General features: G+C 55.0%; 14 protein-coding genes. 5 read left to right on the top strand and 9 right to left on the bottom strand.

Going from position 1 to position 19,606, the window contains the following annotated elements; all coding sequences use genetic code 11:
- Positions 1–497: 497 nt before the first annotated feature.
- Positions 498–3,200: an HTH-type transcriptional regulator MalT gene (malT, locus tag VIJ98_RS20615; protein WP_323271306.1), complete on the bottom strand. Its 2,703-nt coding sequence runs from the start codon at positions 3,198–3,200 to the stop codon at positions 498–500.
- 274 nt (positions 3,201–3,474) lie between these two features.
- Here malT and malP point away from each other — a divergent pair, with 274 nt between their 5' ends.
- Positions 3,475–5,868 (top strand): maltodextrin phosphorylase, encoded by a 2,394-nt coding sequence (malP, locus tag VIJ98_RS20610; RefSeq protein ID WP_323271305.1) that lies wholly within the window; start codon positions 3,475–3,477, stop codon positions 5,866–5,868.
- The gene (malQ, locus tag VIJ98_RS20605) at positions 5,865–7,907 is read left to right on the top strand and encodes a 4-alpha-glucanotransferase (RefSeq protein ID WP_323271304.1); all 2,043 of its coding nucleotides are present in this window, start codon (positions 5,865–5,867) and stop codon (positions 7,905–7,907) included. Before malP ends, malQ begins: the two co-directional genes overlap by 4 nt.
- 134 nt (positions 7,908–8,041) lie before the next feature.
- Here the strand turns inward: malQ and malM are convergent, their stop codons facing one another.
- From malM to malK, 3 genes are all read right to left on the bottom strand, one after another.
- Positions 8,042–8,965, bottom strand: a complete 924-nt coding sequence (malM, locus tag VIJ98_RS20600; RefSeq protein WP_323271303.1) for a maltose operon protein MalM — start codon at positions 8,963–8,965, stop codon at positions 8,042–8,044.
- Positions 8,966–9,062: 97 nt separating this feature from the next.
- The gene (locus tag VIJ98_RS20595; RefSeq protein WP_179452535.1) at positions 9,063–10,364 is read right to left on the bottom strand and encodes a maltoporin; all 1,302 of its coding nucleotides are present in this window, start codon (positions 10,362–10,364) and stop codon (positions 9,063–9,065) included.
- A gap of 41 nt (positions 10,365–10,405) precedes the next feature.
- Positions 10,406–11,515, bottom strand: coding sequence for a maltose/maltodextrin ABC transporter ATP-binding protein MalK (gene malK / locus VIJ98_RS20590; protein WP_061719670.1), 1,110 nt, complete (start codon positions 11,513–11,515; stop codon positions 10,406–10,408).
- A 363-nt stretch (positions 11,516–11,878) separates the two neighbouring features.
- Here malK and malE point away from each other — a divergent pair, with 363 nt between their 5' ends.
- From malE to malG, 3 genes are read left to right on the top strand one after another with little or no spacing between them, the layout of a single operon-like run.
- Positions 11,879–13,069, top strand: coding sequence for a maltose/maltodextrin ABC transporter substrate-binding protein MalE (gene malE, locus VIJ98_RS20585; protein ID WP_323271302.1), 1,191 nt, complete (start codon positions 11,879–11,881; stop codon positions 13,067–13,069).
- Between the two features lie 60 nt (positions 13,070–13,129).
- Entirely contained in the window at positions 13,130–14,650 is a 1,521-nt protein-coding gene (gene malF, locus VIJ98_RS20580; RefSeq protein ID WP_323271301.1) for a maltose ABC transporter permease MalF, read from the top strand.
- Positions 14,651–14,659: 9 nt separating this feature from the next.
- Complete coding sequence (malG, locus tag VIJ98_RS20575) at positions 14,660–15,550, top strand: maltose ABC transporter permease MalG (protein WP_312666529.1); 891 nt, start codon at positions 14,660–14,662, stop codon at positions 15,548–15,550.
- Between the two features lie 89 nt (positions 15,551–15,639).
- Here the strand turns inward: malG and VIJ98_RS20570 are convergent, their stop codons facing one another.
- The 5 genes from VIJ98_RS20570 to VIJ98_RS20550 all read right to left on the bottom strand — a co-directional run bounded on the left by VIJ98_RS20570 (position 15,640) and on the right by VIJ98_RS20550 (position 19,524).
- Positions 15,640–16,062 carry a type VI secretion system tube protein Hcp gene (locus VIJ98_RS20570; RefSeq protein WP_323271300.1) on the bottom strand — a complete coding sequence of 141 codons (423 nt, stop codon included), beginning with the start codon at positions 16,060–16,062 and terminating at the stop codon, positions 15,640–15,642.
- A gap of 539 nt (positions 16,063–16,601) precedes the next feature.
- The gene (locus VIJ98_RS20565; RefSeq protein ID WP_323271299.1) at positions 16,602–16,814 is read right to left on the bottom strand and encodes a hypothetical protein; all 213 of its coding nucleotides are present in this window, start codon (positions 16,812–16,814) and stop codon (positions 16,602–16,604) included.
- Positions 16,815–17,103: 289 nt separating this feature from the next.
- Entirely contained in the window at positions 17,104–17,583 is a 480-nt protein-coding gene (locus VIJ98_RS20560) for a type VI secretion system tube protein TssD (RefSeq protein WP_323271298.1), read from the bottom strand.
- A 198-nt stretch (positions 17,584–17,781) separates the two neighbouring features.
- Positions 17,782–18,480, bottom strand: coding sequence for a hypothetical protein (locus tag VIJ98_RS20555; RefSeq protein ID WP_323271297.1), 699 nt, complete (start codon positions 18,478–18,480; stop codon positions 17,782–17,784).
- A gap of 276 nt (positions 18,481–18,756) precedes the next feature.
- Entirely contained in the window at positions 18,757–19,524 is a 768-nt protein-coding gene (locus VIJ98_RS20550; RefSeq protein WP_323271296.1) for a 3-oxoacyl-ACP reductase, read from the bottom strand.
- Between the last annotated feature and the right edge of the window lie 82 nt (positions 19,525–19,606).

Here is a 19,606-nt window from a genome sequence, read left to right as displayed (position 1 = left end):
GTAGGTCCGCCCGTTTATATCTTAATGCTCGTCAGTTCGGTGTCTTTCGGTCGCCATAAATGGCGACCCTACAGAGGATTGGCGCGTTTTTTCGTTGGGAACGTATTCATGCGCACCAGGTCGCCATGAATGGCGACCCTACGGGGTTTGTAGCGATGGTAAATCAGGAAAATGCATAGTTGCTGCAGCGCGGGGGTTGAGGCGACATCCTAAACCGCTGAGGGAGTGAGGGATTCCAGGGCGAGCCGCATGGATGCGGCGAGAGGTGGCGCTGAGCAGGAGCGAATCGCCACTGGTCCGTCAGGAATCGTGAATGAGTGAAGGTACCGCGCAGCGGCGGGTTGGGCTGGCGCAGGGCCCGGGAGTGCAGAGGGCGCGGCCAGGCGTCCTCTGCTCGGTCGCCGCACGAAGGTGCTGCAACTGCCTCAGCACGAGGCGAACGAAAGTCGCTCTGCGCTTAACTGAGCGGCATTACGCCATTTATGGCGACCGATTCGCTACACATACCCCATCATCCGCAGCATCGACTGCGCCTGATTCATCGCTTCCGCGCGGTGCGTCACGCCCAGTTTTTGGTACAGATTGCGAATATGCGTTTTGATGGTGGTGGCAGCAACATCCAGCTCGCCAGCAATCTGATCGTTGCTGTATCCCGAATAGATCAGCCCCAAAACCTGCCATTCCCGTTGAGTCAGCGGGCTGGTGCGGATCAGCTCCGGTACATCGGGATGATTAATCAGGCGGCTAACAAAGCCTTCGTCAAAATGGGCAAACTTATGGCGATGATATTTATTAATCTCGCTGAGAATCCGTCTGGCGCGATGGTTATCAAGTTCATCCAGCGTATTGAGCTGAATCAGCTGACGCAGCTGCTGCGCCATCGCCTCGCCTTCAATCACAAAATGGCTGACGAAACCGGTGCTGCGCGCCAGTTTCAGCGCTTCGGTCAGCGCCAACTGCGCTTCTGCTTTGCGCTGGGTTTGCCAGTAAATCTGATTTAACAGCAGCAGATTGCGATTCATGTCGCTCATCAGGTTCAGCGCGCGGGCGTTATCATTCAGCTCATCCAGCACCACTTCGGCCTGACTCATATTTCCCAGCAAAATCTGCGCGCGCGCCACGTTGCGCCACTGCCCTTGCAGGAAATGATTATTGGCAAACTCCGGTTTCGCCGTCTGGCGCATCCAGCTGCTGGCGCTTTGGCTGTCGCCGGTCATCTGCCAGAAAATCACCCGCACCTTATCGGCATTGGCGATCCAGTCGCTGTGCAGCGATCCGTTGTTGAGTAGATTCTCAAGCCGACTAAGGTGGCTGCGGGCGTTATCAAGATTGCCGCGCGCTAGCGAACACTGCACCAGCAAGCCGAGGCACTGAATCTGCTGCTGCGGCTGATAACCTTTCAGCACTTTTATCCCTTCGCGTGCCGCCTGTTCCGCTTCGTCGAGTCGGCCCCACGCCCATAACAGTTGCGCGCGAATACGCAGCAGGAATTCATGCATCGGGAACTGCGTCAGATGCTGCTCTTTGACCAATACAAACGCCCGATCCTGCATCTCATAAGCGGATTGTAAAAATCCCTGCGCGAACAGAATTTCACTCTGCTGTATCAGGCTCCACAGCGCGTAATTCCACGCTTCTTCGCGACGCGCCATCTGCTCGGTCTGACGCATCAGCTTCAGCGAACTGCTGAGTTCGCCTTTGCAATGCATCACTTCGCCCAATACCGAAGTGGCCACAATGCAGCTGTATTGGCGGCTTTCCGGCAGCGCGTCGAGCGCCAGCATCGCCAGCCGCTCGGCTTCCTCGGCGTTACCGTCGTTGATAGAAACCTGCGCCAGCAGCGCGTTGAATTCACCACGCAGCACATCATCAATCTCTTCGCTGCAGGAGTGCTCAAAGCGCGTCAGCAAATTGCTCACCTCGGAAAAACGGTGCTGACTCTGCATCAACCACGCCTGTAACAACAGCAGTTTTGGATTTTCCAGCAGAATCTCCCACGGCAGCGCCTTGAGTGAATTTTCCAGCAGCGTGAGTTCGCTCTGATTAAACAGCGTCCACGCATATTGCAGCAGCACGTCGCGCAGCATTAGTGCATCACCGGCGGCCAGCGCATGATGAATCGCTTCGCCGGGAAAACCGAGGCGCATCCAGCTTTCAGCCGCCGCGCGATGCAGCGCAGGCAGTTCCGCCGCCAGTTCCCACTGACAGCGCTGACGCAAGAAACTGCCAAACAGCGGATGATAGCTAAACCACTCGCCCGAGTTATCCATGCGCTGCAAAAACAGGCCCTGACGCTCAATCTCTTCCAGCCGCATCTGCCCTTGCTCCTCACCGGTTACGCAGGCAATCAGCGTGTCGTTCATCGATCGCAGCAGTGCGCTTTTCAGCAAGAACTGTCGCGTGGCGCTATCGACGTTATTCAGCACTTCCTCAACCAGATAATCCGCCAGATGGCTGGCGTTAATGCCGGACAGGCGGCGCGCAGAATCCTGGGCAGAGCTGGCGCCCTGACGCGTCGAGAGCGCGATCAGTTGCAACGCCGTCGCCCAACCCGCCACGTCATCGCACAAACGCCCGCTCTCTTCCGATTCCAGCGGCGTCGTCAGGCGGCAATCAAAAAACTGTTTGGCTTCGTGATGGGTAAACGCCAGCTGCTGGCTGCCCAATTCAATCAGCTGTTCACGCACGCGCAGGTTGGCAATGCCGAGCTGCGGCAGATTACGTGACAGCAAAATCAGCGTCACATTTTCCGGCTGGTTGCGGAGAAAGAAGCGCATCGCGTCGTGAATCGCCGGATTGGTGATGTGATGGTAATCATCGATGATCAGCCAAATCGGTTGCTGCCACGCCGCCAGCTCACTGAACAACTGGGCGAACAGCGCATTTAAGTTGATGTACTGCCGTTTCTGCGCCAGCGCTTCGCTGGAGGCGCAGCCGCCCTGTGTGGCCTGCTGTAGGGCGGCAATTAAGTAATCGACGAAGCGTTCATGTTGATTGTCGCCCTCATCCAGTGAATACCAGCCCAGATTGGCCTTCCCCGCCGCCCATTGTGAGATCAGCGTGGTTTTGCCATATCCCGCCGGACTGGTCACCAACACCAAACGGTAATTGCCCGCCGCGCCCAATTTTTGCATCAGGCGCTCGCGCGCAACGGTGTTCTCAAGGCGGACGGGTCGGCTAAGTTTGGAGGGTATTAACATCGGTGAACGCTTCTCCCTAAACGTGGCGCATCATTATTTTACGCTTCGTAATTAATAGTCACATACGTTCAGACATTCATTTACCTATTGCAAGCGAACCCATTAAGCAGTCTTAACAAAAGCGACGGTTATCACATTCCTGTCACACTTTAAGATTTCCCTCAGCCTCTCCTCCCCGCTCATCCTCCCCGCTGAATTTGGTGCAGGAGGAGGAGCGCGTAATGGCTGACGCGCAGAATGAAGCACATTCACCTCCGCCCTTACAGGACTGATTATGAAATTTGATCGCACCCGTTTTAAACACGCGCTAACCCGCCAATGGCAACGTTTTGGTCTGCACGATGCGCAAGAGATGACGCCAAACCAATGGTGGCAAGCGCTGAGTGGCGCGCTGGCCGACATGCTGGCGGAAATGCCTGCGCCGCCATCCGCCACGCCGCAGCGCCACGTTAACTACATCTCAATGGAGTTTTTGATTGGCCGACTGACCGGTAACAATCTGCTCAACTTAGGCTGGTATGACGAGGTCAACGCGGCGCTGGCCGAATGGAATATCACGCTGAGCGACGTGGAAGAGTGTGAAACCGATCCGGCGTTGGGCAACGGCGGTTTGGGCCGGCTCGCTGCCTGTTTTCTCGATTCGATGGCGACGGTTGGACAACCCGCCACCGGCTACGGACTCAATTATCAGCACGGCCTGTTCCGCCAGCACTTCGTTGATGGCGCGCAGCAGGAGATGCCGGATAACTGGCAGCGCGATAGCTATCCGTGGTTTAACCACAACGCGGCGCTAACCGTGCCGGTGCATCTCGGTGGCAAAGTCATCACGCAGAATGGCGTTGTGCGCTGGGAGCCGGCAGTGCAAATTCTTGGCGAAGCATGGGATCTGCCGGTGGTGGGTTATCAAAATGGCGTCACCCAGCCGCTGCGTCTGTGGCAGGCGAAACATGCGCAGCCGTTTAATCTACAGCGCTTCAATAACGGTGATTTCCTGCGTGCCGAGCAGCCGGGCATTGAGGCCGAAAAACTCACCAAAGTGCTCTACCCCAACGACAATCACGACAACGGCAAAAAGCTGCGCCTGATGCAGCAATATTTCCAGTGCGCCTGTTCACTGGCGGACATTTTGCGCCGCCACCAGCGCGCCGGACGCAGCATCGAATCTTTGCCGGATTATGAAGTGATTCAGCTTAACGATACCCATCCCACTCTGGCGATCCCCGAGCTGATGCGCCTGCTGCTGGATGAACACGCGCTAAGCTGGGATGAGGCGTGGCACATCACCCAACGCACCTTTGCTTATACCAATCACACTTTGATGCCTGAAGCGCTGGAGTGCTGGGACGTGCGCATGGTGCGCGCCCTGCTGCCGCGCCATATGCTGATCGTTAACCAACTCAATGCTCAGTTGAAGAAGCAGGTTGAGGCGAACTGGCCGGGCGACGAAGCGACCTGGGCGAAACTGGCGCTGGTACACAACAATCAGCTGCGCATGGCCAATCTCTGCGTCACCAGCGGCTTTGCGGTGAACGGTGTGGCAGCGCTGCACTCGCAGCTGGTGGTGAAAGATCTGTTCCCGGAATATCACACGCTGTGGCCAGAAAAATTCCATAACGTCACTAACGGCATCACGCCGCGACGCTGGATTAATCAGTGCAATCCGGCGCTGGCGGCGTTGATCACTAAAACTCTTGATCAGCCGTGGCTTACCGATCTCGATCAGCTGAAAGCGTTAGAAACCTACGCCGATCACGCCGCATTCCAGGCGCAGTATCGCGCCATCAAGCAGCAGAACAAGGTTGCACTCACGCAATGGATCGCTGAACGCACCGGCATCAAGGTGAATCCTGAGGCGATGTTTGATGTGCAGATTAAGCGACTGCACGAGTACAAGCGTCAGCATCTGGCGCTGCTGCACATTATCGCGCTGTGGCAAACGCTGGTGAGCGATCCGCAGGCCAACCTGACGCCGCGCGTGGTGCTGTTTGGTGCCAAGGCCGCGCCGGGATATGTGCTGGCCAAGAACATCATCTACGCGATTAATAAAGTGGCGGCCACCATCAACAACGATCCGCGCATTGGCGATCGCCTGAAAGTGGTGTTTGTGCCTGATTACAACGTTTCGGTTGCCGAGCGGCTGATCCCGGCGGCGGATCTCTCCGAGCAGATTTCTACCGCCGGCAAAGAGGCATCCGGCACCGGCAACATGAAGCTGGCGCTGAACGGTGCCTTAACCATCGGCACGCTGGATGGCGCCAATGTGGAGATCGCCGATCAGGTTGGGTCCGATAATATCTTTATCTTTGGTCATACCGTCGATCAGGTCAGCGCGTTGAAAGCGGAAGGCTACTCGCCTGACGCATGGCGCAAAAAAGATGCGCAGCTGGATCGGGTATTGAAAGCGTTAGAAGACGGCACCTTCAGCGATGGCGACGTCACCGCATTCGAGCCGCTGCTGCATAGCCTGAGCGCTAAAGGCGGCGATCCTTATCTGGTGCTGGCCGATTTTCGTCACTACCTCAATGCGCAGGCGCAGGCTGAAACCTTGTGGGCCGATCAGCACGGCTGGACGCGCGCCGCCATTCTCAATACCGCGCGCTGCGGCATGTTCAGCGCCGACCGCGCCATCCGCGACTATCAGCAACGCATCTGGCAGGCCGCGCGATGAACAGCACTATCACACCAACCGCCGAAATCGCCAGCGAATACATCGACGCGCACGGTCAGCTGCAATCGGTCTCTGCCGTTACCCGCCAGCGTTTGCTGGCGGCGATGCATCCCGCGAAACCGCACGCTTCGCCGCTGCCGCCGGTGCTGATCGTGCAGGGAGAACACGCGGAGATTGTGCTGCCTGTGCCCGGCATGGCAGGCGAGTGGCAGCTGATCGCGGAACAGGGCGAAAGCTGGCACGGGCGCGCTATCGCCAACCAGCCGATCGTTTTACCTGCGCTGCCTTTGGGTTATCACCAGCTCAGTTACACAGCGCATCCGCAGACTTTTCACTGCCGGATTATTGTCGCGCCGGTTCGCTGTTACGAGCCGCCAGCCATCCAGCAAGGGCAATCGCTGTGGGGCGCCTGCATCCAGCTTTATACCTTGCGATCGGCCACCAATTGGGGAATCGGCGATTTCAGCGACTTAAAGCAGATGCTGGTCGAGGTCGCGCAGCGTGGGGGGGCTTGTATTGGCTTGAACCCGCTGCATGCGCTGTTCCCGGCTACGCCGGAAAGCGCCAGTCCGTACAGCCCGTCGTCGCGGCGCTGGCTCAATATGCTGTATATCGATGTCGCCGCCGTTGAGGATTTTACGCTGAGTGAAGATGCGCAGCGCTGGTGGCAAGCAGCCAGCACGCAACTGGCGTTACAGGCGGCGCGGGATGCTGAGTGGGTTGATTACTCAGCGGTAACTGCGCTCAAACTGCAGGCGCTGCGCCTCGCCTGGCAGCACTTCAGGAAGCGCGGCGCGGAAGATGACCGGGTTGTCGCCTTTGAAAGCTTTATGCAGCAAGGCGGTGAAAGTTTGCTGCATCAGGGCGTTTTCGATGCCCTGCACGCCGCGCAGATCGCCGAAGACCCTCAGCGCTACGACTGGACAACCTGGCCTGCGGCGTTGCAGTCGCCCGACAGCGCAGCGGTGCGGGCATTCCGCATCGAACACACCTACGAAGTGCGCTTTTATCTGTGGCTGCAATGGCTGGCCGCACGCCAGTTCGCTGACTGCTGGGCGGTTTGCCAGCAGCAGGCGATGCCGATTGGCTTATATCGCGATTTGGCGGTGGGCGTGGCGCAGGGCGGCGCAGAAACCTGGAGCGATCGCGAGCTTTACTGCTTGCAGGCCAGCGTCGGCGCGCCGCCCGATATTCTCGGCCCGCTGGGCCAGAACTGGGGATTGCCGCCGATGGATCCACAGATTATGCAGTCGCGCGCCTACGAGCCGTGGATTGCGCTGCTGCGCGCCAACATGCACGACTGCGGCGCACTGCGCATCGATCACGTGATGGCGCTGCTGCGGTTGTGGTGGATCCCGCAGGGCGAAAGCGCGGCGGAAGGTGCGTATGTCCATTATCCCATCGACGATCTGCTGGCGATTCTGGCGCTGGAGAGTCAGCGTCATCACTGCATGGTGATTGGTGAGGATTTGGGGACGGTGCCGGAGAAGATTATCGGCAAGCTGCAGCAGGCGGGCGTTTACTCCTACAAAGTGCTCTATTTTGAGCAGACATCCAAAGTGGCCTTTCGCGCCCCTGCCCGCTGGCCACGTCAGGCGATGGCGGTCGCCACCACCCACGATATGCCAACCCTGCGCGGCTGGTGGCAAAGCGACGATCTACGGCTGGGCAGCGAGTTGGGGCTTTATCCCGATAAGCAGATTCTTGCCGGGCTGAACAAGTCGCGTTTGGCCGCACGACGCGCGCTGTTTAAGAGCCTGCAACGCAGCAGTTGCTTGCCCGAACAGGCCGAACCGCAGGTGATGGATCGGGCGTTAAGTGCGGCGATGCAGCGTTATCTGGCGGAGAGCAACAGCGCGCTGCTGGGCCTGCAACCCGAAGAGTGGCTTGATATGGCTTCCCCAGTGAATATCCCCGGCACCACCAGCCAATATCCCAACTGGCGGCGCAAACTCAGCGCCTCGCTGGAGGAGATGTTTGCTGACGTGGAGATAAACGCGTTGTTAGAGGATATCGATCAACGACGGAAGCGGGTTTGATTGGGCATTTACATGTAGCTGGTCGCCATAAATGGCGACCCTACAGGATCGTAGGGTGCGCATTTATGCGCACCTGGCAAAAAAAGGTGCGCCGAAGCGCACCAGATGGGACAAATCAGCACTGCCGGGGCGGATTACCCCTTGCCTTTAACACTGCTGATAAACACGTGTCTGGCGGAGGTGGAACCTAAACGCTCGGCCTCATCCAGTAGCTTCAACGCCTTATCGATATTGCCCTTCTCAACCGCTTCGCGGATGTTCTGATTAAAGTAACCTTCGGTATCCGTCATGATCGGTTTAGGTTTTGCATCCGAAACCGGGGCAGCACGATAAGTCGCAGGCGCAACCCGCTGCGTATTACCGACGGTTACCGGCGCAGGACCCGATGATCCAAACAGCGGCCCAACCAGAATTGATGAACCTGAACTGGTTTTCACTTTGAGTTTCAGCGTGCCATCGCGGCTGTGCTGGGCAATCGGATCAGGGATATCCGGTACCGCATTACCGGTGCCGCGAGCGTAGGCTTTCGCCGGATCCAGTAACGTGGTGGTTTCAGTCAAATCCTTCTCGGTAGTGAACACCAGCAGATAGATCTTTTGCTGACCCAGCGCAGGCGTCAGTTTCATCACGCCTTCCAGCCGATCCGCTGCCATCACGCCCGGCTGCTGATAGGTGAAAAAGCGCGCCGGGAACCAGGCTGCTGGACGCATATTCTCATCCAGCACCAGCACATTCGGCGCAAATACCTGATTTTGTTTAACTTCACTGCTGAGCGTAATAGTGAGTTCACCGATATTCGCTGGCAGGCTATAAGCGGCCACCGATCCCGTCACGCCTGCGGCGTTCAGGTTGGCATGGTTTTCACTCAGCGCGGTTACCTGCGTGCGGGAGGTATCTACCGGCAGCCAGCTCAGCGTTTGCAGGCTGGCGGTGGGGAATGTGGGTGCTGCAGAGAGATCCTGTGGTACCAGATTGACATCAGCCAGCGCCGGTAAACTTTGACCGGCCAGCAACGCGGCGCTCAGGCAGAGCGCAAAAACCGTTTTTTTCATTCTCATTGTATAACCTCAAAAAACTGTCAGGCTGCGGCGCGAACCAGGCAATGGCGCGCCGCGCCAAAAAGAGAGGGTCTCAGTTAAGCCACAAGCGGGAGCATTACCACCAAATCTCCATCTGCGCCCCGAATGTCACTTCGTCGTTGTTGCCACGGCTGTTGGTCAGAATGCCGTTGCCGCTGCTGTCGTTAGAGGCAAAGGAGGTCAAATCACCTGAGCTGTCTTTGCTGTAGCCCCACTTCTCATCCCACTTGGCGTAGGTGGCGAACAGGCGCAGCGCCGGACGCGACCAGATGCTGTCACCCGCTTGCCACTGTTGCGCCAGCGTCACTTTGTACTGGCCGTTGCGCTCGTTTACCTGCTGCGATTTGACGTTGTCGTAGCCCACTTCAAGCAGCGTGCTCATGATCGGCGTCCATTTGTACATCGGGCGCACGCCCACGGTGTACCACTCGGTACCACGGTTGTTATCCAGATCGGTGTTCTGGTACATGGCGACGTACATCAGATCCCAGCGATCGGCGAGGTTGATTGCACCGTGATCGAGTACGCGATACATGCTGCCGCTGTTGTTGATGTTGGTGCCCTGCGGCAAGCCTTTGCCTTGTGAGGTCAACGCATCGGTGGCGTACTGCAGCACGAACTTGTTGTAGCCCTTCATCATGCTCTGCGTATGTTCGGCGGTGAACATCCAGCCATCTTTGGAGGCGTTATCTTCGAGGCGATAACCGTCACGCGCGTTGGCGCGGCCATAATCGACGCCCAATTCCAGCACACCGTTCGGGTTGGTTTCGAGGCCCGCTAAACGCACATCAAACACGTCGTTGGCGGTGCTGGTGGCGTAATCACGAATCTGATCGCTGGAGAAGGTGTAAGAACCGCCCGCTTCCGAGGAGCGCGTGGCGGCAAAAGAGAGTTTGCCGAAGCCGAGATCCACATCTTCCAGACCGGCACCGGGACCAGAAATATCCCAGTAGTAGAAGTCGATCATATGCACGTCATGACGCTGGTAGAAACGCTTACCGGCCCAGATGGTGGAACCCGGCAGTGCGTCAATCAGGTTTTTGCCCTTCACGTTGGCTTCGCGGAACGCCGGGGATGTCGCTTCCCAGTCATTCTGCTGGGAAACCGAATAGGCGACGTTGGTATCGAAATAGAAGCTCTTATCGCCCTCTTTCCACACTTCCTGGCCCAGCTTCAGCTCAGCGTAGGTTTCACATTCGTTGCCCAGACGGTATTTACTTTGTGCGCCGGTGGCCTGAAAACATTGCTGTTCCCCGCCGCTGCCGGTCCAGCCGATGCCGGAACGGGCATAGCCGGTAAAATCTACTGCCATCGACGGGGCAGCGAGCGTACCTGCCGCGATAGCAACCGCGATAGGGAGTTTGCGCAGAGTTAACATTTTCTATCTCCTGAGGTCATTGCTTTTATTGTTTTGCAGGGCTAAACACCGGGTTCCTGATGTAGCCTGCGACAGGCGCTGCCATCTTCACGGAAAAGATGGCAACGCTCTGGCGGCAGGCCGATGCCCATCAGGGCGCCCTCTTCTACCAGCACGACGTCCTCCTGGCGATAAACCAGGCTTTGACGAATGGCGGGAATCTGGATATGAATTTGCGTTTCGTGTCCCAGCTGCTCGACAACCGTCACCTCGCCTTCGAGGGTGACGTCAGCGATATCGCTGGAGAGCAGATGTTCAGGACGAATGCCTAACGACATGTTGCTGCCTACCTGCACACCCGCGCTGTCGACCGGCAGCCACACCAGTTGGGTATTCGGTAAACGTACCTGCACCTGATCGATGGCGGTGGCGGTGACTTTTACCGGTAAGAAATTCATGCGCGGTGAGCCGATAAAACCGGCGACGAAACGATTGGCGGGATAGTGATATAGCTCGAGCGGCTTGCCGACCTGGGCAACGTGGCCGCCATCTAACACCACGATCTTGTCGGCCAGCGTCATCGCTTCAGTCTGATCGTGGGTGACGTAAATCATGGTGCGCTTCAAGCGCTTATGCAGGCGTGAGATCTCAATGCGCATCTGCACGCGCAACGCGGCATCGAGGTTAGAGAGCGGCTCATCGAGTAAAAACACGCGCGGTTCTGCCACCAGCGTACGGCCAATCGCCACGCGCTGACGCTGCCCGCCCGACAGCGCTTTCGGACGTCGCTCCAGCAGATGCGCCAGCTGCAGCACTTCCGCTACCTGATTGACGCGCTGCTGGATTTCCGCTTTGCGCGTGCCCGCCAGCTTGAGGCCGAACGACATGTTTTCGGCCACCGAAAGATGGGGATACAGCGCGTAGGACTGAAACACCATGCCGATGCCGCGCTCGGCGGGCGGCACCTCATTCATGCGTTTGTCGCCAATAAACAGATCGCCGCTGGTGATGGTTTCCAGCCCGGCAATCATGCGCAGCAGCGTCGATTTGCCGCAGCCTGACGGTCCGACAAAAACCACGAACTCTCCTTCGGCGATCTCAAGGCTGATGTTTTTCGACACCTCGGTTTCGCCCCACACCTTGGAGACACTGCGCAACGTAACGCTCGACATGATGCTTTCCTCTCAGCTTGCTATTCCTTGTCCGCAAATCGGCGGACAGACCCCGGCGACCACTATGGGCAAGGACCTCAAGGCCGACATCCTCCACCGCAGCGCGTCAGCGTGGGGGAGGAGACAGGAGGAGGAGATCGTGCAGACGCGTCTGATAAAACGCGGCAGGCAACCATTTTTGTGAGCTATGACGCAGAGCAGAGCGACGATTGTGTGCGCCAGCCTGTGATAACCGGGTGGTTTTGCAACACAGATCACATCAAATGAAATACAGGCGTAGAGGCGGGGAGGATGAGAAGCGGCGGCAGATACTCACAATGTGGCAGGTAAAACGATTTCCGTTTCCGCTAACAGGATGGAGTTATGACAATGAAAACCGGTGCACGCATTCTTGCCCTTTCCGCCCTGACGGCCGTGCTGTTTTCAGCTTCTGCCGTTGCAAAGATTGAAGAGGGAAAGCTAGTCATCTGGATCAACGGCGACAAGGGCTACAACGGCCTGGCTGAAGTGGGTAAGAAGTTTGAGCAGGAAACCGGCATCAAGGTAACGGTTGAGCATCCGGACAAAATGGAAGAGAAGTATCCGCAGGTTGCCGCCACCGGCGATGGCCCGGACATCATCTTCTGGGCGCACGATCGCTTCGGCGGTTACGCACAGTCAGGCTTGTTAGCGGAGATCACGCCGGATGCGCGCTTCCAGGAGAAAATCTTCCCCTTCACCTGGGACGCGGTGCGCTTCAACGGCAAGCTGATCGGTTATCCGATTTCGGTTGAATCCTTGTCCCTCATCTACAACAAAGATCTGCTGCCTGAGCCGCCAAAAAGCTGGGAAGAGATCGCCGCCATCGATAAGAAAATGCGCGCGCAGGGCAAGAGCGCCATGATGTTTAACCTGCAGGAGCCGTACTTCACCTGGCCGCTGCTGGCGGCGGGCGGCGCTTATGCCTTTAAGCTCAACGATGGCCGCTACGACGTGAAAGATACCGGCGTGGATAACGCTGGCGCCAAAGCGGGAATGAAATTCCTTGTCGATCTGGTGAAGGCGAAAACGCTGAATGCCGATACCGATTACTCCATCGCTGAAGCCGCCTTTAATAAAGGGCAAACCGCCATGACCATCAACGGGCCGTGGGCGTGGAGCAACATCGATAAGAGCAAAATCAACTATGGCGTCACGCTGCTGCCAACGCTGAACGGCAAAAATTCCAAAACCTTCGTCGGCGTGCTGAGTGCCGGCATCAATGCTGCCAGCCCGAACAAAGAGCTGGCCAAAGAGTTCCTGGAAAATTACCTGCTGACCGATTCTGGTCTGGATGCGGTCAACAAAGACAAACCGCTCGGCGCGGTGGCGCTGAAGTCGTTCCAGCAGACGCTGGAGAAGGATGAACGTATCGCCGCCACCATGACCAACGCGCGCAACGGCGACATCATGCCGAACATTCCGCAGATGGCCGCCTTCTGGTACGCGATGCGCACCGCCACGCTTAATGCGCTGAGCGGACGTCAAAGCGTCGATGCGGCGCTGAAAGATGCGCAGGCACGACTCAACAAGTAATCCTCTCTACCAGAGCCGGCGCAATCCGGCTCGTTACTGGCTGTTAAGGAAAACCGCATCATGTCAGGAAAACCGAAAACAGCACGGTTCAGCGCCGTGCTGAAGGCTCTTTTTCTCGGTATCTGCTGTCTGCTGGTCGGCTATCTGCTCGTGCTGATGTATGCAAAAGGTGAATATCTGTTTGCGCTGGTGACGCTGATTATCAGCGCCGTCGGTATTTGGATTTATGCCAATCGTCGCGCTTATGCCTGGCGCTATGTCTATCCCGGCCTCGCCGGCATGGCGCTGTTCGTACTGTTTCCCCTCGCCTGCACCGTGGCGATTGCCTTTACCAACTACAGCAGCACCAATCAGCTGACGCTGGAACGCGCGCAACAAGTGTTGCTGAGCCGTCAATATCAGGATGGTTCGGCGCTGAACTTCTCGCTGATCCCGGCGGGCGATCGCTGGCAGCTGGTGCTGACCGAAGCCGTCAACGGGCAAACCTTCGTCTCGCCTGCGTTTGCCTTTGGCGGAGCGCAAAAGCTGAAACTGACCAGCGCCCCGCCACCGCCGGGCGAACGCGCCACGTTGCGCATCGTCACCACTAATCGACAGGCGCTGAACCAGATTCAGGCCGAACTGCCGGATGGTCGTTTGGTGGTGATGAGCTCGCTGCGCCAGTTTTCCGGCACGCGCCCGTTGTATGTGCTGCAAGCCAACGGCGATCTGAAAAATCAGCAAAGCGGCGCGCTATATCAGGCCAATCGTGAAAGCGGTTTTTATCAGAACAGCAGCGGCGAAGCGCTGAGTCCGGGCTTCACGGTGAATACCGGCTGGAAGAATTTCATTCGCGTGTTTACCGATGAAGGGATTCAGAAGCCGTTTCTGGCGATCTTTGGCTGGACGCTGCTGTTTTCCTTCGTGACGGTGATTCTCACCGTGGCGGTCGGCATGGTGCTGGCTTGCCTGGTGCAGTGGGAAGCGCTGAAAGGCAAAGCGGTGTATCGCGTGATGCTGATTTTGCCCTACGCCGTGCCCGCCTTTATCTCGATACTGATTTTCAAAGGCTTGTTCAACCAGAGCTTCGGTGAAATCAACGTGATGCTGCAAGCGCTGTTTGGCTTCCAGCCCGCATGGTTCAGCGATCCAACGCTGGCGCGCACTATGTTGGTGATCGTCAATACCTGGCTCGGCTATCCCTACATGATGATTCTTTGCATGGGGCTGCTGAAAGCGATTCCGGACGATCTTTATGAAGCCTCGGCGATGGACGGTGCCGGGCCGCTGCAGAACTTCTTCCTGATTACCCTGCCGCTGCTGTTGAAGCCGCTGATGCCGCTGATGATCGCCAGCTTTGCCTTTAACTTTAATAACTTTGTGCTGGTGCAACTGCTGACCAACGGCGGACCGGATCGTATCGGCACCACCACGCCAGCCGGTTACACCGATTTGCTGGTGAATTACACCTGGCGCATTGCGTTTGAAGGTGGCGGCGGGCAGGACTTTGGTCTGGCGGCGGCGATTGCCACGCTGATCTTCCTGCTGGTGGGCGCGCTGGCGGTGATCAATCTTAAAGCCGTGCGGATGAAATTCGATTAAGGAGTCGTTATGGCTATGGTGCAACCCAAATCGCAAAAGCTGCGTCTGTTTATGACGCATCTGCTGCTGCTGATATTTATTGCGGGAATCCTGTTTCCGCTGCTGATGGTCTTCGCCATCTCGCTGCGTGCTGGCAACTTCGCCACCGGCTCGCTGATCCCGGAGCAGATTTCCTGGGAACACTGGCAGCTAGCGTTAGGTTTTAGCGTCGAGCACGCCGACGGCCGCGTGACACCACCGCCCTTCCCGGTGCTGCTCTGGTTGTGGAATTCGGTGAAAATCGCCGCCATCAGCGCAATTGGCATTGTGGCGCTTTCCACCACCTGTGCGTATGCCTTTGCGCGCATGCGTTTTGCCGGGCGCGCCACGCTGTTAAAAGGCATGCTGATTTTCCAGATGTTCCCGGCCGTGCTGTCGCTGGTGGCGCTCTATGCGCTGTTTGATCGCCTGGGACAATATCTGCCGTTTATCGGCCTGAATACGCATGGCGGCGTGATCTTTGCTTATCTCGGCGGCATTGCCCTGCACGTCTGGACTATTAAAGGCTATTTCGAAACCATCGACGGTTCGCTGGAAGAAGCCGCCGCGCTGGATGGCGCTACGCCGTGGCAGGCTTTCCGGCTGGTGCTGCTACCGCTCTCGGTGCCGATTCTGGCGGTGGTGTTTATTCTGGCGTTTATCGCTGCGGTTACTGAAGTGCCGGTCGCGTCGCTGCTGTTGCGCGATGTGAACAGCTACACGCTGGCGGTTGGCATGCAGCAATATTTGAACCCGCAAAACTATCTGTGGGGCGACTTTGCGGCGGCGGCGGTGCTCTCTGCAATTCCGATTACGCTGGTGTTCCTGCTGGCACAACGCTGGCTGGTCAGCGGCCTTACGGCCGGCGGCGTGAAAGGCTAACCCGTTTATTATCCTCCTTCCTCAATGTTCACTGCAATTGAGGGTTTTGGCGGCCTTAGGGCCGCTTTTTTTATGGATGTGTGGGGGAGTTATTGGTCGTGGCGCAGGATTGTGACATAGCGTTCGTTGGTGCGGCTTCGTACCTGCATTGCTCTCGTATCGCTGATGTTATTAAAGAGATCTTTAATAACTTGGATACCTGTTAAAAGACTTTTTAATAGTAATGGAATTATTGTAAATCCAGCTTTATGGGGATGACAAAAAGAATGCTGATGGGCGCGGCGTAAATTCCTTAACAGTACCGGTTTTGTTCTATCAAACTCCTTTTGAACGGATATCGGGACATGAATCCCTGTGGCTGTTAGCCTTCCCGTGTGCTGCTCTACCGGGATTGTGATGTTGTGCATCACCGTGTTCAGTTCTATCGAACCGAGTCTGGTCGGCATCATGCACGAACCTACAATCGGAGAACCATTTTCATCTTCTAACCAGATAAGAGCTGGAGTTGACATATTAGCTCCTTTGAATTTAACGAAATTTATAAACAGAAATTATTAGTGTAAGAAGATATACAAGGCCCACGCTCATTATTCCACTGTCGGGGTAGAAATAAACCTTAAGCAGACCAAATACGAGCGCACATAAAACCGGCACATAGATGCATAACAACAATTTTAATTGTTCTACCAACCATCGCTTCAAATACCCCCTCATATTTCACTCCAACCCACTCGTATGCAAGCCTGAAGAGCATTATTTTTCAGCACGCTAAACATGCTCTATTTCACCCTTAAATTCAACGACATTTGTAGATAACAAATGATAGAGAGCAGAAATAAAATATCCCTACACCTAACATACTGCTATCTGGAAAAAAGTAGATTTGTAGCAGCGCAAAAAGTATTGTTGATACTATCGGTACGTAAGTGCAGATGAGAAATTTCGATTCTGATATTAACCATTGTTTTAAGAAATTCCTCATCATTCTCCTACTAACTTCATCAATCCCTCAGCGACTTCGTGATCTGAAAGCCATTGGCTTTTTAGCGCATCAGCGCGCATGAATGAAGGTTTGATAAGGAAATACATCATTTAGAGATTCCGAATATATAATGCGTGATAAAGAGAGCCTGATCGCTCCTTTATTGTTCTTACTGGCCTGACCGGAAACTGCATCAATAACGCCAGAAACTGCGTTGTCGAATTTTTCTGCCAGAATCCTTTGCGCATGAAACTGCTTTATGACCGCATCACTGTGGTACATATATATCCCTATTTCTAATTGCTTTAACCTTGCAAACCATAGGACAATAATACTATTCCGTGAAGCTAAATCTCAGCCTTCAACGTTTTAGGAAATCTAAGTACCCCGGTGCTGATAGAGGAAAACGAAACGATTCATTGTCTTATTCTTCTACCCGTTAAAACCGGCGAAGGAGGTATTTTCCGCGTTCAAAAAGGGGTCTGCTGGAACTTTGGTTATATCTTCTTTGAGCAAGGCAATTTTGTTCATGTTACTTGTAATCCTCAGCTTCAGCAGTCTTAGCCAGAAGTTAAGCAATCATCCTCTCATTCCATCCGTCCTTAAACACAATATTGCCGTCCACGTATTTCCATGTGTTCGTTTCATATCGTAGCTCAATATTTTCCAGATGCGTGCTGGTCTGGCCGTTTGGCAGCAAAGCCGGAGAGATGCTGGAGATTTTGACGTTTTCCAAAAGAATATTGAAATACTCAACCTCAATGCCCGCTTCGTTAATTCGGTACATCTTGATGGTCGCTGATTTAAGCGTTCTGGGATGGCATAGCGCACGAAGCAGCGTTGGCGTTGTACGATCAAACTCCTTCTGAATCGATATTGGGGTATGCACCCGCGTTCCCGTCAACCTGCCCGTGTGCTGATCTACCGGGATTGTAATATTGTGCATCACCGTGTTCAGTTCTATCGAACCGAGGCGGGTTGGCATCATGCACGAACCTACAATCGGAGAACCATTTTCATCTTCTAACCATAAATGCGCTGGAACAGACATATTTAATCCTTTAGAGTTTTCGACATTTATAAACAACAAAAATATACGCACACAAGTAAACGATCCCCACGCTCAACATGCCGCTGTCAGGGAAAAGGTAAAATTGCAACATGCCGTACAGCACAGTAACAATAACTGGCACATAGATACGCAGCAGCATTTTTGATTGTGACCTCAGCCACTGCTTAAAGAAACGTTTCATGCTCTTCCCATCAATTTCGCGAGCACCTGAGCGAGTTCATATTCTGAAAGCCATTTATTCATGAGCGCACCAGCCCGAATAAATTCGGACTCAATGAGAAAATACATCATTTCAAGCCTACGTATGTATAGCGCCTGATAATAAGCCGGATGCATTACTTGCAATCGTTTTGTGCTTTCTGCCGCATTCTGGACGATACCATATATTGTCAGAACACCCACTGCGTCTCCAAAATAACCCCCAATACTTTTGGCAACAGGAAATCTGATATTCATTCCTACAATCACTGCCATTGTCGCCCCGACCGCAAAGGCGTTTGATGTCAGCGCGCTTGCCGCAATGTGAATATTTAACCGCATCAGATGGCTTTTAATTACCGCAATCTGCTGCATAGAACGGTGCTCAAGTTGATAATCGATGTAGGTTTTAAGAAGTTCGAAAACAATACGTCGGTCTTTTACCAGCTGCACTATTCCCAACATGAAACGCTTATCTTCGATCGCTTGGTTTTTGCAGACATCAAAATATTCATCAGTAAAGCACGATGCATAAAATGAAAGCCGGGTCGCCCCTTTATTGATCTTACTGACTTGTTCGGAAACTGCATCAATAACACCGGAAACGGCGTTATCGAGCTTTTCTGCCAGAATCCTTTGCGCCTGAAGCTGCTTTATGACCGCATCACTGTGGTACATATATATCCCTATAGTTAATTCCGTTAACCATAAAAACTATAGGGTAATGATATTACTCCGTGAAGATAAATTTTAGCCAGATGTGATCCTTATTCATAAAATAAGGATGTGCAAATCCGCACTTAAATGTGTGTTTTATTCGTTTCAGTAAAGAAAATACTGAGATGGGTTAGTGTATGAAATATCAATTATTTAATACGTAATTGCGTACAGATATATGTCATTCGTCTTGAGCTTATTAATGCGAAACGGTCGCCATTAATGGCGACCCTACGGTTAATTCATTACTAATCCGCCATCCACATATAAGGTTTGCCCGGTGACAAATTCGCTCCAGTCGGAGGTCAGAAACAGCACCGGGCCAGTGACATCTTCCGGCCGCGCGATACGGCGCAGCGGGGTTTGTGCGGTGAGGAAGTCGCGCACCTCTTCACGTGTTGCCTGGCTGGCATCGGTGGGATAAACCAGGCCGGGCGCCACGCAGTTAACACGAATCCCTAGCGGGCCGAGTTCGGATGCCAGCGTGCGGCTGAAGCCGGTCAGCGCCGCTTTCGCGGTGATGTAATCGTGGTACGGCACCGAAGGTCGCGCCACCAGATCGCTGGTCAGATTGACGATGCTGCCGCGCACGCGCGCACGCATTAAAGGCAGCGCCGCCTGGCAGACATTGTAGGCGGCTTTCACCGCACCATCGAACTGCGATTGATATCCCGACCACGACGTTTCCCAGAAACGTGAACGATTTTCGGTGTCGAAAACGTATGGTGCGAAAGCATTGTTGATCACCGCATCGAGGTGGCCGGTGGCGTTGACGATCTGCTCCATCATCGCGTTGACCTGTTGTTCAGAGGTGACATCTGCGGCAATCGCCAGCGCGTCGCCGCCTAATGCGCGGCACTCTGCAACTACGCCCGCTGCAGCAGCTTCATTGCGCAGATAGTTCACCACCACAAATGCGCCTTCAGCGGCGAAGGCTTTAGAGATTGCCGCACCAATGCCGCGACTTGCGCCGGTTACCAAAATGGTTTGGTTGGAGAATTTCATTGTTGCTCCTTAGGGATGGAGTGTGATTCAGCCAGGTGCGCATAAATGCGCACCCTACAAAACCCGTCGCGTCGTAGGGTCG

Source organism: Pantoea sp. S18 (assembly GCF_045689705.1).
Classification (GTDB): Bacteria; Pseudomonadota; Gammaproteobacteria; order Enterobacterales; family Enterobacteriaceae; genus Pantoea; species Pantoea symbiotica.
The sequence above is the reverse complement of the archived record's forward strand: the minus strand, read 5'-3'. Positions and strand labels throughout refer to the sequence as shown.